Source organism: uncultured Gemmiger sp. (genome assembly GCA_944388105.1).
GTDB lineage: Bacteria > Bacillota > Clostridia > Oscillospirales > Ruminococcaceae > Gemmiger.
In genome coordinates this window covers 40,741-56,391 of the sequence record CALXHN010000004.1, presented here as the reverse complement: position 1 = coordinate 56,391, position 15,651 = coordinate 40,741, and the positions used below count along the sequence as shown (strand labels likewise).

At 64.5% G+C, this 15,651-nt stretch carries 15 protein-coding genes and 1 pseudogene; 6 read left to right on the top strand and 10 right to left on the bottom strand.

Annotation, left to right across the window (positions count from 1 at the left end):
• Nucleotides 1–40: 40 nt before the first annotated feature.
• The 4 genes from Q0K17_RS01090 to Q0K17_RS01075 all read right to left on the bottom strand — a co-directional run bounded on the left by Q0K17_RS01090 (nt 41) and on the right by Q0K17_RS01075 (nt 3,604).
• Nucleotides 41–697, bottom strand: a complete 657-nt coding sequence (locus Q0K17_RS01090; protein WP_294538807.1) for an HD domain-containing protein — start codon at nt 695–697, stop codon at nt 41–43.
• A 77-nt stretch (nt 698–774) separates the two neighbouring features.
• The gene (locus Q0K17_RS01085; protein WP_294538805.1) at nt 775–1,776 is read right to left on the bottom strand and encodes a glycosyltransferase; all 1,002 of its coding nucleotides are present in this window, start codon (nt 1,774–1,776) and stop codon (nt 775–777) included.
• Nucleotides 1,777–1,796: 20 nt separating this feature from the next.
• A complete protein-coding gene (locus Q0K17_RS01080) occupies nt 1,797–2,444 on the bottom strand; it encodes a TVP38/TMEM64 family protein (protein ID WP_294538802.1) in 648 nt (215 codons plus the stop codon).
• On the bottom strand, nt 2,432–3,604 hold the full coding sequence (locus Q0K17_RS01075; RefSeq protein ID WP_294538799.1) for a glycosyltransferase family 4 protein: 1,173 nt from the start codon (nt 3,602–3,604) through the stop codon (nt 2,432–2,434). The genes Q0K17_RS01080 and Q0K17_RS01075 overlap by 13 nt, the downstream gene beginning before the upstream one ends.
• A 183-nt stretch (nt 3,605–3,787) precedes the next feature.
• Between Q0K17_RS01075 and Q0K17_RS01070 the strand changes: the two genes are divergently transcribed.
• The 4 genes from Q0K17_RS01070 to Q0K17_RS01055 all read left to right on the top strand — a co-directional run bounded on the left by Q0K17_RS01070 (nt 3,788) and on the right by Q0K17_RS01055 (nt 8,625).
• Nucleotides 3,788–4,891 (top strand): hypothetical protein, encoded by a 1,104-nt coding sequence (locus Q0K17_RS01070; protein ID WP_294538796.1) that lies wholly within the window; start codon nt 3,788–3,790, stop codon nt 4,889–4,891.
• A gap of 182 nt (nt 4,892–5,073) precedes the next feature.
• Nucleotides 5,074–6,765 (top strand): phospho-sugar mutase, encoded by a 1,692-nt coding sequence (locus Q0K17_RS01065; RefSeq protein ID WP_294538793.1) that lies wholly within the window; start codon nt 5,074–5,076, stop codon nt 6,763–6,765.
• Between the two features lie 8 nt (nt 6,766–6,773).
• On the top strand, nt 6,774–7,694 hold the full coding sequence (locus Q0K17_RS01060) for a type I phosphomannose isomerase catalytic subunit (RefSeq protein ID WP_294538790.1): 921 nt from the start codon (nt 6,774–6,776) through the stop codon (nt 7,692–7,694).
• A 97-nt stretch (nt 7,695–7,791) separates the two neighbouring features.
• A complete protein-coding gene (locus tag Q0K17_RS01055; protein WP_294538787.1) occupies nt 7,792–8,625 on the top strand; it encodes an RNA methyltransferase in 834 nt (277 codons plus the stop codon).
• Between the two features lie 99 nt (nt 8,626–8,724).
• Here the strand turns inward: Q0K17_RS01055 and Q0K17_RS01050 are convergent, their stop codons facing one another.
• The 4 genes from Q0K17_RS01050 to Q0K17_RS01035 all read right to left on the bottom strand — a co-directional run bounded on the left by Q0K17_RS01050 (nt 8,725) and on the right by Q0K17_RS01035 (nt 12,544).
• Nucleotides 8,725–9,516 (bottom strand): aldolase/citrate lyase family protein, encoded by a 792-nt coding sequence (locus tag Q0K17_RS01050; RefSeq protein WP_294538784.1) that lies wholly within the window; start codon nt 9,514–9,516, stop codon nt 8,725–8,727.
• Between the two features lie 22 nt (nt 9,517–9,538).
• The gene (locus tag Q0K17_RS01045; RefSeq protein WP_294538781.1) at nt 9,539–10,831 is read right to left on the bottom strand and encodes a TRAP transporter large permease; all 1,293 of its coding nucleotides are present in this window, start codon (nt 10,829–10,831) and stop codon (nt 9,539–9,541) included.
• A gap of 19 nt (nt 10,832–10,850) precedes the next feature.
• Complete coding sequence (locus Q0K17_RS01040) at nt 10,851–11,345, bottom strand: TRAP transporter small permease subunit (protein ID WP_294538778.1); 495 nt, start codon at nt 11,343–11,345, stop codon at nt 10,851–10,853.
• Between the two features lie 131 nt (nt 11,346–11,476).
• Nucleotides 11,477–12,544 carry a TRAP transporter substrate-binding protein gene (locus Q0K17_RS01035; protein WP_294538775.1) on the bottom strand — a complete coding sequence of 356 codons (1,068 nt, stop codon included), beginning with the start codon at nt 12,542–12,544 and terminating at the stop codon, nt 11,477–11,479.
• Between Q0K17_RS01035 and Q0K17_RS01030 the strand changes: the two genes are divergently transcribed.
• Nucleotides 12,543–12,827 (top strand): FCD domain-containing protein, encoded by a 285-nt coding sequence (locus tag Q0K17_RS01030; RefSeq protein ID WP_294538772.1) that lies wholly within the window; start codon nt 12,543–12,545, stop codon nt 12,825–12,827. The two genes, Q0K17_RS01035 and Q0K17_RS01030, sit on opposite strands and share 2 nt — an antisense overlap.
• A 107-nt stretch (nt 12,828–12,934) precedes the next feature.
• On the top strand, nt 12,935–13,618 hold the full coding sequence (locus tag Q0K17_RS01025) for a carboxymuconolactone decarboxylase family protein (RefSeq protein ID WP_294538770.1): 684 nt from the start codon (nt 12,935–12,937) through the stop codon (nt 13,616–13,618).
• 67 nt (nt 13,619–13,685) lie between these two features.
• On the opposite strand, the pseudogene Q0K17_RS01020 reads toward Q0K17_RS01025, so the two are convergent.
• Both Q0K17_RS01020 and Q0K17_RS01015 read right to left on the bottom strand, forming a co-directional pair.
• Nucleotides 13,686–14,513, bottom strand: a pseudogene (locus tag Q0K17_RS01020) (ATP-binding cassette domain-containing protein); the annotation flags it as partial.
• 453 nt (nt 14,514–14,966) lie between these two features.
• Entirely contained in the window at nt 14,967–15,452 is a 486-nt protein-coding gene (locus tag Q0K17_RS01015; protein ID WP_294538768.1) for a MarR family transcriptional regulator, read from the bottom strand.
• Nucleotides 15,453–15,651 lie beyond the last annotated feature (199 nt).

Sequence of the window (15,651 nt, the reverse complement as noted above, 5' to 3'; positions counted from 1 at the left end):
CAAAAAAGGACGGGCCCTAACCCCGTCCTTGCAAAAATACTCACAGAATTCTCTGTCCGTTGATGACCAGCGCGAACTTCTGCCCCAGGGCCTCGGCGGCCTTGCGGCACAAAATCATCCGGTCGAGGAAGATCTCGAAATAATCCATCACCGCGCACATGTTGGTGTCGATGGTCAGGGTCAGGCGGAGCTCCCCGTTTTCCAGGGTGACCCGGGACTCCCGCACCGAGGAATTCACCCGGTCGTGGATGTCGTAGGTGGCGGGGTCGATGTTGCGCACCCGGTTGGCCCGCACATCCGTCTTGTCCGCCAGGATCAGGGCGGCGGCCACCGCGTTCACCGGGAAAGCCGTGCCCTCGTCGTGGTTGCCGATGGCCGTGATGATGGTGGCCGTCTCCTCCGGGGGAAAGCCCATCTTGTCCAGGATGCGGAAGGCCATCACCGCCCCGCTCTGGGCGTGGTCGATGCGGTTGACCACGTTGCCGATGTCGTGCAGCCACCCCGCAATGGCCGCCAGCTCGGCGGTGCGGGCGTCGTAGCCCAGGGTGCGCAGGATCTGGCTGGCCAGGGCCGACACCCGCCCCACATGGGCAAAGCTGTGCTCGGTGAAGCCCAGGGCCCGCAGACTCTCGTCCGCCTTGCGGATGTAGGTGTTCACTTCCTCGTTGTGCTTGACCTGTTCCAGGGTGATGGACATTTGAAAGGCCCTCCTTTGCGGGTTTGCTTCCAGCATACCACGGGGGAGGGCCTTGTAGCAAGTAAAGTTTGTGTCAATCAGGCGGGGCACAGGTCCTTGTAGACCCCGCACAGGGCCTGCCCCATCCGGGGCAGGCTGCGGGCTTCGGCCACCGCCCGTCCGGCGGCGGTCACATCGGGCAGGGAACCGTCCAGGATGCCCGCGGCTTTGGCCGCAAATCCGGCGTCGTCCCCGGCCTTGTAGACGTTCACCCCGTCGGTGAGCCAGCCTTCATATACCGGAATGTCCCGCAAAAGCACCGGCACCCCGCAGGCCAGGGCCTCCAGCACCACAATGCCTTCGGTCTCCTCGTGGCTGCAGAAGCAGAAAAGGTCCGCCCCGCAGTAGGCGTCCCGCAGCTCGGCCTGACTCACAAAACCGGGAAAATGCAGGTTGCCCGGGGCGTGTTCCATGGCATGGCGCACCGGGGCGGGCACCAGGGCAGGCTGGGTGTAGCCGAACCAGTAAAACTGTACGTCGGGCAGCGCTTCGGCCAGCCGGATGAACTCAAAAATCCCCTTGCGCTGCATGAAATGTCCCGCACTGACCACCACCTTCTGGCTGTCAGACAGGCCGTACTTTTCCCGGAAGGCCGCGCCCCGGGCCTTGTCCGGGGCAAAGAAGGCGGTGTCCACCCCGTTGGACATGGCCCGCACCGGACAGGGCAGGCCGTAGGTCTGCAAGATCCCCCTGGCGTAGGGGGTGGGGGTGAGGACGATGTCTCCCAGCCCGTAGCACAGGCAGAGCCACCGTTTGAACAGCGGCGCCAGCAGGTTGGACCCCACAAAGGAATCCCGGAAATCCTGCATGGTGGAGTGGCCGTAGTAGACCACCTTCTCCCCCCGGGCCCGGGCCCGCAGGGCGGCCAGGGGGGCGTCCGGCAGCACGGTGTTGATGTGCACCGCGTCGGCATGGCCCTGCCAGCTTTCGGTCACTTCCACCCCGGCGCTTTGCAGCATGGCCCGCTGGTGGGCCACCGCCTGACCCACCCCGCTGCGGCGGACCGTTTCCAGGGAACCGGTATACAGATGTACGCGCATAGGTAGGAACCCTCCTTACATTATGCCCAGAGCCCCAGCACGCGCTGGAACACCAGGGTCAGGCCCAGGCTGTAGGCCGCGATGGCCGCGGGCTTGCCCAGAAAGATGATGGCCGCAAACACCCGGAACCGCATGGTGGTGGTCCCGGCCAGGAAGCAGAGATAATCGTCCGGGGCCACCGGGATGAAGATGAGGAAGGCCAGCCACCGGGCAAAGCGGCCGCCCTCGGTGGTCCAGCGGTCGTATTTGTCGATGAGGGCCTGGGGGAACATCCGGTAGAGCAGGGGCCGGCCGCAGCTGCGGGCGATGGCAAAGGCCGCCAGCGACCCGGCACAGATGCCGATATAATTATAAAGGAACCCCTGCCAGGGCCCGAAGAGCACCACCCCGGCCAGACATCCCAGCCCGCCGGGTAAAATCGGCACCACCACCTGGATGGCCTGGAAGGCCACGAAGAGCACCGCTGCCCAGGGACCGAAGGGGTCCAGAAAACGCTGCAGGGCTTCCCGGGAGGTGAGCAGCCCGTTGCGCCACATCCACACCCCCGCCACCAGACAGAAGGCAAGCCCCAGCAGGGAGATCAGCTGAAAGGGGTTGCGCAGGGTCTCCACCAGCCAGTCCCGGCAGCCTTTCAAAAACAAAAAAGGATCTTTTCTCACGCGGTCCATACAGCGCTCCTTTCCAGAGCCGGGGCGGCGCGGTGGAGCAGAATCTGCTCCCGGTACAGCGCCGACGCCCGACGGGCAAAATTTTCTTCAGAAAAAGCCAGGGCCGAAACCCGGGCCCGACGGTGCATGGCATCCAGTTCGTCCGGGTCCGCCAGCAGCGCCCGCACCCGGGCGGCCATCCCGGCGGCGTCCGCACAGCCGTAGCCGTTGCCGCCGTTTGTCAGCACCCCTTTCAGGCAGGGGTCCGCCCGACAGATCACCGGCAGCCCCGCCGCCAGCGCTTCCAGATAGGTCAGCCCCTGGGTCTCGCTGGTGGAGGCGCTGAGGAAAAGGTCTGCCGCCGCGTACCACACCGGCACCTCCTTGGGGTCCACCATTCCGCCGAACACCACATCCAGCCCCCGGCGCGCCGCCTCCTCCCGGAAGCGGGGCCCGTCGGGGCCGTCCCCGGCCACCAGCAAAGTGGCCTGGGGCACCGCCGCCGCCACCTCCAGCAGGTCGTCCAGGTTTTTCTCCCGGGCCAGACGGCCCAGGTAGAGCAGCACCGGCCGGTTCTGGGGGATGCCCAGTCTGTCCCGCAGCCACAGCCCTTCCCGCCGGTCCACCTGGAACCGGTCCAGGTCGATGCCGGTGGGCAGGGTGTACACCGGGCAGGGCACGTCGTAGCCCAGCAGCAGGTTCCGCACCTTGTCGGTGGGGGCCAGCAGGGCGTCGCACCGGGCGGCGATGCTCCGGGTGAAGCCCCGCACCAGGGCCTTGCCCCATCGGCGGCTGGGGGAGAAGTAATGGGTGTAATCCTCGTATACCGTGTGGTAGGTGTGCACCAGCGGCGCTCCGCAGGCCCGGGCAATCCGCCGTGCGGGGGCAAAGGTGCTGAACTCGCACTGGGAGTGGACCACGTCCGGCCCCCAGGCGATGAGCTCCCGGATCAGGGCGTCCCCTTCGGGGGCACGCAGGCGGGCGCCGGGATAGATCATCCCCGCATCCACCGACCCCAGGGCATAGACGCCCTCCCGCACATGGCTGTGCAGATCGCCGGACAGGGTCAGCACCCGCACTTCATGGCCCTGGCGGGTGAGCTGGCGGCGCAAAGCCAGCAGAGAGGTGACGACCCCGTTGACGGCGGGGATGTACCAGTCGGACGTAAGCAGGATCTTCATATCAATCACCCTCCTCGGAGGTTGGAAATTTTTGTCTCTTGCCCACAAAAACGCGGCTGGCATCCCCGATTTGGCAGTGTTCTGTGATTTTTACAACTTTGTAACAAAAAGTTCATTTCCCGTATCGACAAGCCCTGTCCGGCGTGATACAGTAAAGAAAACCAACCGAGGGGAGAATGGCCTATGAATCGTTCCTTTTCCATGCCGGTGTACCGGGCGCCGGACTTTTCCGTTCCCGCCCTGGCCCAGGCCCCTGACGCCCGCTGGCAGCCCGCCGAGGCCGACGGGGTGGCGCCGGCGGGGTTCCACAGCACCTCCATGTACCCGGAATACTTCAAAATCGGCGGCCGCTGGACCCTGGTCCCCGAAAGCCGGATGGATTCCAGCGTGGTGCTGCGCCCGGACGGCAGTCTGGCGGTGGTGGAGAACCGCAACCTGCGCCAGGGGGACCTGGTGGCCCTGGGCCGCACCGAAAACGGGGAGGAGGGCATCTACCTGCACACCACCGGCTTCACCGGCGGCGGAGCGGGGGAGGGGGACCGGTTCGCCTTCCGCCAGGGCCGCAGCCGGGAGACCGCCTACGCCCGGGACTATGACCGGCTCATGGCGCTGCTGCGGTATGAGCGGGAGCACGGCAACATCGTCTGGGTCATGGGTCCGGCTTTCTCCTTTGACGCCGACGCCCGGGCGGCCATGCAGGCCATGATCGAGCAGGGCTACGCCCACGGCCTGCTGGCGGGCAACGCCCTGGCCACCCACGACCTGGAAGGGGCCGCCTTCCACACCGCCCTGGGCCAGGACATCTACACCCAGGAATGCCGCCCCGGCGGGCATTACAACCACCTGGACGTGATCAACGAGGTGCGCCGCTGCGGGTCCATCCCCGCCTTCATCCGGGAGCACCGCATCGACAACGGCATCATGTATGCCTGCGTGAAGCAGCAGGTGCCCTTCGTGCTCACCGGCTCCATCCGGGACGATGGTCCCCTGCCGGAGGTGGTGGGGGACGCCTACGCCGGCCAGAGCGCCATGCGGGGGCTCATCCGCAAGGCCACCACCGTCATCTGTCTGGCCACCATGCTGCACACCATCGCGGCGGGGAACATGACCCCCTCCTACCGGGTGCTGGCCGACGGCACCGTCCGCCCGGTGTTCCTGTACACGGTGGACGCCGACGAGTTCGTGGTCAACAAGCTGCTGGACCGGGGAAGCCTGTCCGCCACCACCATCGTGACCAATGTGCAGGACTTCATCACCATCGTGGCCCGGGGCCTGGGGGTGCTCTGAGAAAAACCGGCGCAATGCCTGAAAAAAATTCACATTCCCATAAGATTGTGGCACACATTTCTGCTGTTCTGTGCTATAATTGGGAGGAACAGCCTTCTGTTCCGGAATGGGCCGCTGTATCTCGGGCGGCGGGCCGTCCGCACCATGAGATTTTTTCTGATCAACAACGGGAGTGTGACAGTATGAATACCATCGAAACCCGCTATCAGGCATGGCTGGCCCAGCCCGGTCTGCCTGACGATCTGGCCGAGGAGCTGCGCAGCATCGCCCAGGACCCCGAAGCCGTCAGTGACCGCTTTTACCGCGACCTGGCCTTCGGCACCGGCGGCCTGCGCGGGGTGATCGGCGCGGGCACCAACCGCATGAACATCTACACCGTGCGCAAGGCCACCCAGGGCCTGGCCGATTACCTCAATTCCACCACCCTGCCCAAAAAGGTGGCCATCGCCCATGACAGCCGCCATAAGGGCGACCTCTTTGCCCGGGAGACCGCCCGGGTGCTGGCGGCCAACGGCATCACCGCCTATCTGTACCCCCGGCTGGAACCCACCCCCGCCCTGTCCTGGGCGGTGCGGTACCTGGGCTGCGGGGCGGGCGTCTGCGTCACCGCCAGCCATAACCCCGCCAAGTACAACGGCTACAAGGTCTATGGCGCCGACGGCTGCCAGATCACCCTGGAAGCCGCCGAAAAGATCCTGGCCGCCATCGAGGCGGTGGATATCTTTGCAGGCGTGAAGCTGGCCGACTATGACGCCGCCCTGGCCGACGGCCGCATCGTCACCATCGGGGACGACTGCCTGGATGCCTTTGTGGACGCCGTCTACGCCCAGCGGGTGGGGGACGGCGCCGGCACCGCCGACCTGAAACTGGTCTATACCCCCCTCAACGGCTCCGGCCTGGAATGCGTGCGCAAGCTGCTGGCCAAGCTGGGGGTCACCCACATGACGGTGGTCCCCGAACAGGAAAAGCCGGACGGGGATTTCCCCACCTGCCCCTACCCCAACCCGGAGATCCGGGAAGCCATGGAAAAGGGCCTGGAACTGTGCGACACCGTCCACCCGGACCTGCTGCTGGGCACCGACCCCGACTGTGACCGCTGCGGCACCGCCGTGCCCGACGGCAAGGGCGGCTACCGGCTCATCACCGGCAACGAGATGGGCATCATCCTGCTGGATTACATCTGCCGCACCCGCATCGCCCGGGGCACCATGCCCGCGGACCCGGTGGCGGTGACCACCATCGTCTCCACCGACATGGCCACCCCGGTGGCCAAAAAGTACGGGGTGGAGCTGCGCCGCACCCTCACCGGCTTCAAGTTCATCGGGGAGCAGATCGGCAAGCTGGAAGCCGAAGGCCGGGTGGACCGGTACATCTTCGGCTTTGAGGAAAGCTACGGCTACCTGTCCGGCCCCCACGTGCGGGACAAGGACGCGGTGAACGCCACCCTGCTGGTCTGCGAGGCCGCCGCCTGGTACGCCCAGCAGGGCATGACCCTGCTGGATGCCATCGAGGCGCTGTACAAGGAATTCGGCTACTACCGCAATGCCCTGTCCTCCTTCACCTTTGAAGGGGAGAGCGGCATGCACACCATGCAGCAGCTCATGGCCGGCCTGCGGGCCCAGGCCCCGGCGGAAATCGCCGGCTGCCGGGTGGAAGAAGCGGTGGACTACAACGTTCCCGGCGGCCACAACGGGCTGCCCATGGCCGATGTGCTGGAATACCGTCTGGCCGGCGGCCACAAGTTCATGGTCCGTCCCTCCGGCACTGAGCCCAAGATCAAGGTTTACCTCTCCGCCGTCGGCAAGAGCGAGGCCGAAGCTGACGCGGTCAACGAAAAACTGGCCGCCGCTGCGGCCGAAATGATGAAAGGATGAAATCCATCATGGCTATGTTCAAACTCAGACCCAGCTGCAAGGATTATCTGTGGGGCGGGTCCCGCCTGCGCACCGATTTCGGCATCGAAAGCGACCTGAACCCCCTGGCCGAAGCCTGGATGCTCTCCTGCCATCCCGACGGCCCCTCCTACATTGTGGGCGGGGAGGACGACGGCAAGACCCTGGCCCAGTATATCGAGGAAAAGGGTAAGGACATCCTGGGTACCGACTGCCAGAAGTTCGAGCAGTTCCCCGTCCTGACCAAATTCATCGACGCCAAGGGCAACCTGTCCATCCAGGTGCACCCCTCCGACGAGTACGCCCTGGAACATGAGCACCAGTACGGCAAGACCGAAGTGTGGTACATCCTGGACTGCGAGCCCGGTGCCTTCCTGTACTATGGTTTCGACCATGAGATCAGCAAGGAAGAATTCGAGCGCCGCATCAAGGACAACACCCTCACCGAAGTGCTCAACGCCGCCCCGGTGCACAAGGGGGATGTCTTCTTCATCCCCTCCGGCACCCTGCATGCCATCTGCCAGGGCATCGTCATTGCGGAGATCCAGCAGAACTCCAACGTCACCTACCGGGTCTATGACTACGGCCGGGTGGGCGCCGACGGCAAGCCCCGGGCGCTGCACATCCCCCAGGCCCTGGCCGTGACCAAGTGTGAGCCCCCCACGGAACATGACTTCGGCGGCCATATGGCCCAGTGCCCCTACTTCACGGTGGACGTGAAGGAGAACGGCTTTACCGGGACCGCGGGCGCCGAGAGCTTTGTCTCCCTGCTCATCGTGGAAGGCGAAGGCACCGTGACCTGCGGCGGCCAGACCCTGCCGGTGAAGAAGGGCGACAGCGTCTTCATCACCGCCGACAGCGGCGAATTCACCGTGGCCGGCACCCTGCGCACCCTCTGCACCCGGGTGTAAGGCGGGTTGACAGCCCTTTCCCCAAAGGTTTATCATCAGACCGTCCGGTGTGCCCCACCGGACGGTTTTTGCGTTGTGCCGAAAGGAGTTTTCCCCCATGCCGCCCATCATCGAAATTCACGACCTGAACCTGCCGGAACTGGCCCCCTTTGCCCGCCTCACCGAGGCCCAGCTGCGCAGCAGCACCGAGCGGGAACACGGCCTGTTCGTTGCCGAAAGCCCCAAGGTCATCGGCAGTGCTCTGGACGCCGGATGCGAGCCCCTGGCCTTCCTCATGGAGCGCCGCCAGATCACCGGCCCCGCCGCCCCGGTGCTGGCCCGCTGCCCGGAAGTCCCGGTGTACACCGGGGACCGGGCGCTGCTGGCCTCCCTCACCGGCTACACCCTCACCCGGGGGGTGCTGTGTGCCATGGCCCGTCCGGCCCCCCGCAGGGCGGAGGAGATCTGCCGGGATGCCCGCCGGGTGGCGGTGCTGGAGAACATCGTGGATTCCACCAACGTGGGGGCGGTGTTCCGCTCGGCGGCGGCCATGGGGGTGGACGGGGTGCTGCTCAGCCCCTCCTGCTGTGACCCGCTGTGCCGTCGGGCGGTGCGGGTGAGCATGGGCACCGTGTTCGCGGTGCCCTGGGCCCGCCTGGGCGAAACGAAGGAGGACTGGCCGGAAAAGGGGCTGGCCAGCCTGGAAGAATGGGGCTTTGCCACGGCGGCCCTGGCGCTGAACGAACACTCCCTGCGCATCGACGACCCCCGCCTTGCGGCCGAACCCAGGCTGGCCATGGTGCTGGGCACCGAGGGGGACGGTCTGGCCCCGGACACCATCGCCCGGTGCCGCTACACCGTGCGCATCCCCATGCGGCCGGGGGTGGATTCCCTCAACGTGGCGGCGGCCGGAGCGGTGGCCTTCTGGCAGCTGTGCGGGAAAGACCTGTAAAATACGTTCCGTATAAAAAATAAAAAACAATACGCCCCGGCAAGAACTTCTCTGTGGTCCCCGCCGGGGCGTATTGCAATATGGGAAGAATTGCTGGTATCAGGAATGTTCGGCCCGCACGGGTTCCACCGCGTCGCTGACCAGTTCTTTCAGGGATTTCTGGAAATGCCACATGTCATTGCCCAGAATGATCATGGTGTAGCCGTCGGCAATGGCCTTGTCGATGTTCTCCTTGGTGGGGGGCACCACCGGGCCCAGCACGCCCAGGCCCTTGGCCTTGCACTTCTCCACCAGGACCTGGAAGGCGTCGTGGACTTCCTCGCCCATGGAGTAGCCGATCTTCAGCTGGCGGGACACGGCGTAGTCGATGGGCCCGAAGTTCACCGCGTCGATCCCCGGCACCGCCAGGATCTCGTCGATGTTGTCGGTGAACTCGTAATCCTCGTCCATGGGGATGACCAGGGTATCCCGGTTCTGCTGTTCAATGTAGGCGTTCCAGTCAAAGTTGTGGTAGCCGAACCCGGCGGCCCGCACGTTGGTCTCGCCGCCACGGCGGCCCAGGGGGGTGAACTTGGCGCCTTCCACCGCCTTGCGGGTCATCTCGGCGGTCTTGCAGTGGGGGATCACCACGCCGTCGGCGCCCCATTCCAGCACCTTGCGGATGGCCACCTCGTTCTCGTCCGCCATGCGCACCAGCACCGCGATGTCGTGGAGCTTGGCGGCCATGATCTGCTTTTCAAAGGCTTCGTCCAGCATGTAGTTGGTGTGTTCCAGGTCCAGGTAGATGAAATCCAGCCCGGACATGGCGATGTTTTCGATCACGCAGGTGGTGCCGGTAAAGCAGGCCATGCCGAATACCGGTCCCCGCTTCATTTTTTCTTTCAGAGTCATGGAAGAAACCTCCCCACAAAAATCAGTTCAGGCTGTAGCCCAGCAGGGTGGGCAGCCAGGTGGTCAGCGGCGCCCACAGGCTGATGGCCAGCAGGACGATCACGTTGCACACGACGTACGGGGCAGCACCCTTGAAGATGTCCACAATGGGCATGCGGTTGATCTTGTTGCAGGCGTTCAGGCACATGCCCACGGGCGGGGTCACCAGACCGATGGCCAGACCGGTGATCATCATGGCACCGAACTGCAGGGTGGAGATGCCGTAGCTCTGCATGACCGGCAGCAGGATGGGGGTGAGCAGCAGGATGGCGGGGCTCACGTCGATGAAGGTGCCGATGAGCAGGATCATCACGCAGAACAGTAGGGCGATGGCCCAGGTGGGCATGTTCAGGGACATGAAGAAGGCGCCCACCGTCTGGGGCACGTTCTGCATGGTCAGCACCCAGGTGAAGATGGTGGTGAAGCCGATGATCAGCATGATGGAGGAAGAGGAGATGAAGGTCTTCTTCAGGGCTTCCCACACGGCCTTCCAGGTCAGTTCCCGGTAGACGAAGAAGCCGACCAGCAGGGCGTACAGAACGGCCACACCGGCGCTTTCGGAGGCGGTGCAGATGCCGAAGGACACGCAGATGATGATGAACAGCGGCATGATCAGGGCGGGGATGCCGGACAGGATGGCGTGGGCGCAGCGCTTGCCGTTGAAGGGTTCACGCTGGGGATGCCAGCCCTTTTTGGCGCTGATGATGTAGACCAGCACCAGCTGGGTCAGGCCGATGAGGATGCCGGGTACGGCGCCGGCCATGAACAGGGCGCCCACCGAGCCGCCGGAGATCATGGAATAGACGATCATGGGGGTGGACGGGGGGATGATCATGCCCATGGTGGAGGAAGCCACCGTGATGCCGGCGGAGGCGTCGGAAGGATAGCCTTCCTTCTCCATGGCGGGGATCAGGATGGAACCCAGGGCCGAGGTGTCGGCCACCGAGGAACCGGAGATGCCGCCGAAGATCATGGACGCCACGATGTTCACTTCGCCCAGACCGCCGCGCACGGGACGCAGGATCTCCATGCAGAAGTCGATGATGCGCTGGGTGATGCCGCCGGTGTTCATCAGTTCACCGGCCAGCATGAACAGGGGCATGGCGATCATCAGTTCGCTGTAGGCGCCGTTCCACACACGCTGGGGCAGCATGCCCAGGAAGGTGGGGGCGTTGGTGGTGATGTAGGTCACGCAGGATGCGCCGATGGCGAAGGCCAGCGGCACGCCGAGTGCTGCAAAGATGATCAGCAGCACCAGCAGAATCAACATTGCCATAGGTCGTGCCTCCTTTCGCTCAGGCGGGGTCGTCGGCGCTCAGAACCTTGTTCTTGGGCGCGAAGTAGGAAATGTCGGCGGTGAGCAGCATGCCGATCTTGATGACCACGCACACGGCGCAGATCACGCCGGACACCGGCATGATGCCGTACATGTAGGTCATGGGGATCTCCATGCCCTGGCTGATCTGCTTGCCGGCCATGGCCACATAGCTGAAGCCCTGCCAGGTGAAGACCACATCCACGATCAGCACGATGATGTGGTTCAGGATGGCCAGCCACCGCTTGGCGGCGGGCGGCACCCGGTCGTACAGGATGTCGATGATGACGTGTTCGTCCTTGATGACGTTGACCCCCATGCCCCAGAAGGTGGTGAAGGCAAACAGGGTGGTGTTGAACTCCGCCAGCTGTTTCCAGCTCAGGGAGAAGAAATACCGGGCAATAACGGCAAAGATGACCAGCACGGCCAGCAGGCCCATGGCAATGACGCCGATGGTGAAGTAGATGTCAAACACCTTCTTGCCGATCTTTTTCAGTGCGTCGATGGTGATCAGCCCCTTTCCTGGTTTTTTGTTAAAAAAGGCGGGCGGTCCGCGTACCTGCCGGACCGCCCGCGGTTTGGCTCATGATGTGGGTAAGGGTGCACTCAGCCGGCGTTGGCCACGATCTCCTGCATTTCGGCGATTTCTTCCTCGGTGCAGATGCCCTCGGCCACGCACTGGTCGTACACAGGCTGGACAGCTTCCTTGAAGGCTTCCAGCTCTTCCGCGGTGGGCACGTAGATCTCGGCGCCGGAGGCCTCGATCTCGTCACGGGCGGCCTGGGAGGTCTCGTCGATGAGCTGGTCGTTGTAGGTGCCCATGTCGGTGGCGCAGTCGGTGAGGATGGTCTGGAACTCTTCGGGCAGGCTGTTCCACCAGGTGGCGTTGACATAGAACGGATCGGGATGGAACTGGTAGTTCACTTCGGTGAAGTACTGCTGCACTTCATAGAATTTCATGCCCTGCACGTTGACCCAGGGGTTTTCCTGGCCGTCGGCCACGCCGGTCTTCAGGCCCATGTACAGGTCGGAGTAGGCGATGGTGGTGGTGGTAGCGCCCAGGGTCTGGAAGGTCAGGTCGATGGTCTTCATGCCGTTGGTGCGCATCTTCAGGCCCTGCAGATCCTCGGGCTTGGTGATGGGATGCTTGGAGTTGGAGAACTGGCGGTAGCCGCCGGCGTCACACAGATTGATGATGACGGTGCCGGTCTCGGCTTCTGCTTCCTCACACACGCTCTTGGCCAGGTCGCTGGTCAGCAGGGCGGTGATCTGGGCGCGGGTCTGGGTCAGGAAGGGCAGGGTGAACATCAGCAGGCGGGGGCTGAAGTCGAACTGGCCGCCGCGCATGCCCTGGATGGTGCCTGCCACGACCTGTTCCAGCATCTCCTTCTCGGTGCCCAGCTGGCCGTTGCCGTACACCTGCACGGTCACATGGCCGTTGGTGGCGGCAGCCACATCTTCCGCAAACTTCTCCATGGAAGTGTAGCGGGGGTTGCCTTCGGGCTGGGCGTGGCCCACCACCATGGTGAAGTTGCCCAGGTCGGCGTAGGGGTCTTCGCCGGTGGTCTCGGCGGTGGCGGCGGTGTCAGCCGTGTCACCCGCATCGCCGGTGGCGGAGCTGGACGACCCGGAGGCCTTTGACCTGAACGATTTCCTGAAAAAGGACCTGGACATGCACGAACTGTGGTTCCGCGCCACCGACAAGATGTTCCTGTGGCAGCAGCTCACCGACCCCCAGGCGGACTACTCCCGGTTCATCCGCCTGGATATGGTGGGGGCCAAAAACGTGCCGGATGTGATCAAGGACCACACCCGCATGATGGAGATCATCGACGCCAAGGACGAAAGCGCCATCGAGCCGCTGCTCACCCACCACCTGTACGGCGGCGTGCGCCGTCTGGGGGGCAAGATCTTTTCGGAAGAATACAGCATGTATTTCCAGGAGGCGGTCCTGTAGCATCTGCCATGCCCGGGGGGCATGGCGTCCATACCAACCAGGCAGTGGACATTTCCGCTCCGGCGGCGGTACAATACAGGTAATCCTCAAGGAAAGAAGTGTTTTGTATGGACTACCGCCGTACCGACCCGGAATTTGCCGCCCTGGCCGAAGCCTTTGCCCGCCATGAGGTGCCCGGGGACCCGGACTGCACCCTGGACCCCGTCACCCGGAGCCTGGCCGTGCTGGCCACTCTGGTGGGCTGCCAGGGGGTGGAGCTGTTCAAACTGGTCCTGCCCGAAGCCCTGGATGCCGGACTGACCCCGGTCATGGCCAAGGAACTGGTCTACCAGGGGGTGGACTACCTGGGTCTTGGCCGGGTGCTGCCCTTTGTGGACGCCGTGAATCAGGTGCTCACCGCCCGGGGCGTGGCCCTGCCCCTGCCGTCCCAGTCCACCACCACCCCCGAAACCCGGCTGGAAAAGGGGGTGGATGCCCAGGTGACCATCTTCGGGGACGGGATGCGGGATGCATGGCGCCAGGGCACCATCAACCGGTGGCTGGGGGCCAACTGCTTCGGGGACTACTACACCCGCACCGGGCTGGACCTGCGCCAGCGGGAGCTCATCACCTTCTGCTTCCTGGCCGCCCAGGGCGGCTGCGAACCCCAGCTCACCGCCCACGCCAAAGGCAACATGAACCTGGGCAACGACGAAGAATTCCTCACCAGGGTGGTGCTGAACTGCCTGCCCTACATCGGCTACCCCCGCAGCCTCAACGCCCTGACCTGCATCCGCAACGCCCGGACCTGACCGCGAAAAAGCAAGAAAACCCCCGTCTGCCCAAGCAGACGGGGGTTTTTGCGGTGAGAAGGGGGCGTTACACGCTCACGTCCTCGAACTGACTATTGTACAGGTCGGCGTAGAAGCCGCCCGCCTCCAGCAGCTGGTCGTGGGTGCCCTGCTCCACAATGTCGCCGTCCCGCATGACCAGGATCAGGTCGCTGTCCTTGATGGTGGACAGGCGGTGGGCGATGACGAAGCTGGTGCGCCCGCGCATGAGATTGTCCATGGCGGTCTGGATCTGCTCCTCGGTGCGGGTATCCACCGAGCTGGTGGCTTCGTCCAGGATGAGGATGCGGTTGTCCGCCAGGATGGCCCGGGCGATGGTCAGCAGCTGCTTCTGGCCCTGGCTCACGTTGCTGGCTTCCTCGTTGATGACCATGTTGTACCCACCCGGCAGGGTGCGGATGAAATGGTCCGCCTTGGCGGCTCTGGCCGCGGCGATGACCTCCTCATCGGTGGCGTCCAGACGGCCGTAGCGGATGTTCTCCATGATGGTGCCCTGGAACAGCCAGGTGTCCTGCAGCACCATGCCGAAGCCCTCCCGCATGGGGGAACGGTCGAATTCCCGCGCATCGTGGCCGTTCAGAAGGATGCGGCCGGCATCCACGTCATAGAACCGCATGAGCAGCTTGACGATGGTGGTCTTGCCCGCGCCGGTGGGGCCCACGATGGCCACCTTCTGCCCGGGCTGCACCGTGCAGGAGAAATCCCGGATGATGGTCTTGTCGGGGGTGTAGCCGAAGCGCACATGGTCAAAGGTGACCTGCCCGTTGATGAGGGTGGGGTCGGCGGGGGTGCCGGCGGCGTGCTGGTCCTCCTCCGGCTCGGCCAGGAACTCAAACACCCGCTCCGCCGCGGCGGCCTGCCGGAGCTGGGCCGCTGCGGCCTGCAGCTGGGCGGGCAGGGCATTGACCGTCTGCACCGCCCCGTCCAGGCCGGGGGCCGGCTCCTGGCCCTGGCCCGCGGCCATGGCGTAGAGCACCATGTCCGGGGTGGAGAAGAGCTCCTCCAGCGCCGCCCGGTCCGCCCCGGCGGTCAGGGTGCGCAGGCCGTTTTCGTCAGCGGGGGAGAAGGCCGCCTCCGCCTGTGCGGCGTCCTCCTGGGGCATGAGCCATTCCAGGGCCTGCAGGGTGTCGGCCCGCACCGTGTGGGGCACGGTGCTCTCGATGCCGCCCATCTGGATGCCCACGTCCACAATGTCCGATGTGTACCCGGGCAGGCTCAGATCGCACCAGGCCTGCAGCAGCAACAGGGCAAAGATGACCAGGCAGGTTTTCCAGCGGCTGGCCAGCAGCCGAAAGATCTTTTGTATAGGTTACTCCTTTCGTTGGGCCCGACGGGCCTCGTTTTCCGCCTGCACGGCCTCCTGGAACCGGGCCCAGTTGCGGGTGAAGCTGCGCAGGGTCTCCGGGTCCATCCGCCGTGCAATGGCGTAGGCGTAGTCGGTCACCGCCCGCTCACAGCGCTCGTGGGCCTGCAGCCCCGCCTGGGTCAGGCGGACGGTGGTCTTGCGGCGGTCATCGGGGTCTGGTTCCCGGCGGATCAGGCCGTCCTGTTCCAGGATGCGCAGCGCCCGGGACACCGCCTGGGGGGAATCGTACATCCGGCAGTTCAGCTCGGACACCGGCACCGCTCCCTCCCGCCCGCTGTGCTGGATGGCGCTGTACAGCCGGTGCAGCATGTCAAAGTGGCAGCGGGGAGCGTCGGCCAGGATGTCGGTCATGCCTGCGTGCAGGCTGCGCTTGGTCTGCATGATCTGGTGGAACAGCTCCCGGGCCATGGTGGTTTCGGTGGAATCCATGGACATCCTCCTTTTTATTTATCTATAGTTAACTATTAACGCGTGTTGTATTATAGTCCGGCCCCGGCCCGCCTGCAAGGGCGGGGCCCGTTTGTTTGAAATTTGTTTACAATTTTCACAAAAAACGGCGGTCATTTTTGGGCATTGCCCCCGCCGGTCCGCCGTGGTACACTCAAAGAAAAACGCTGTTTTCCGGAAG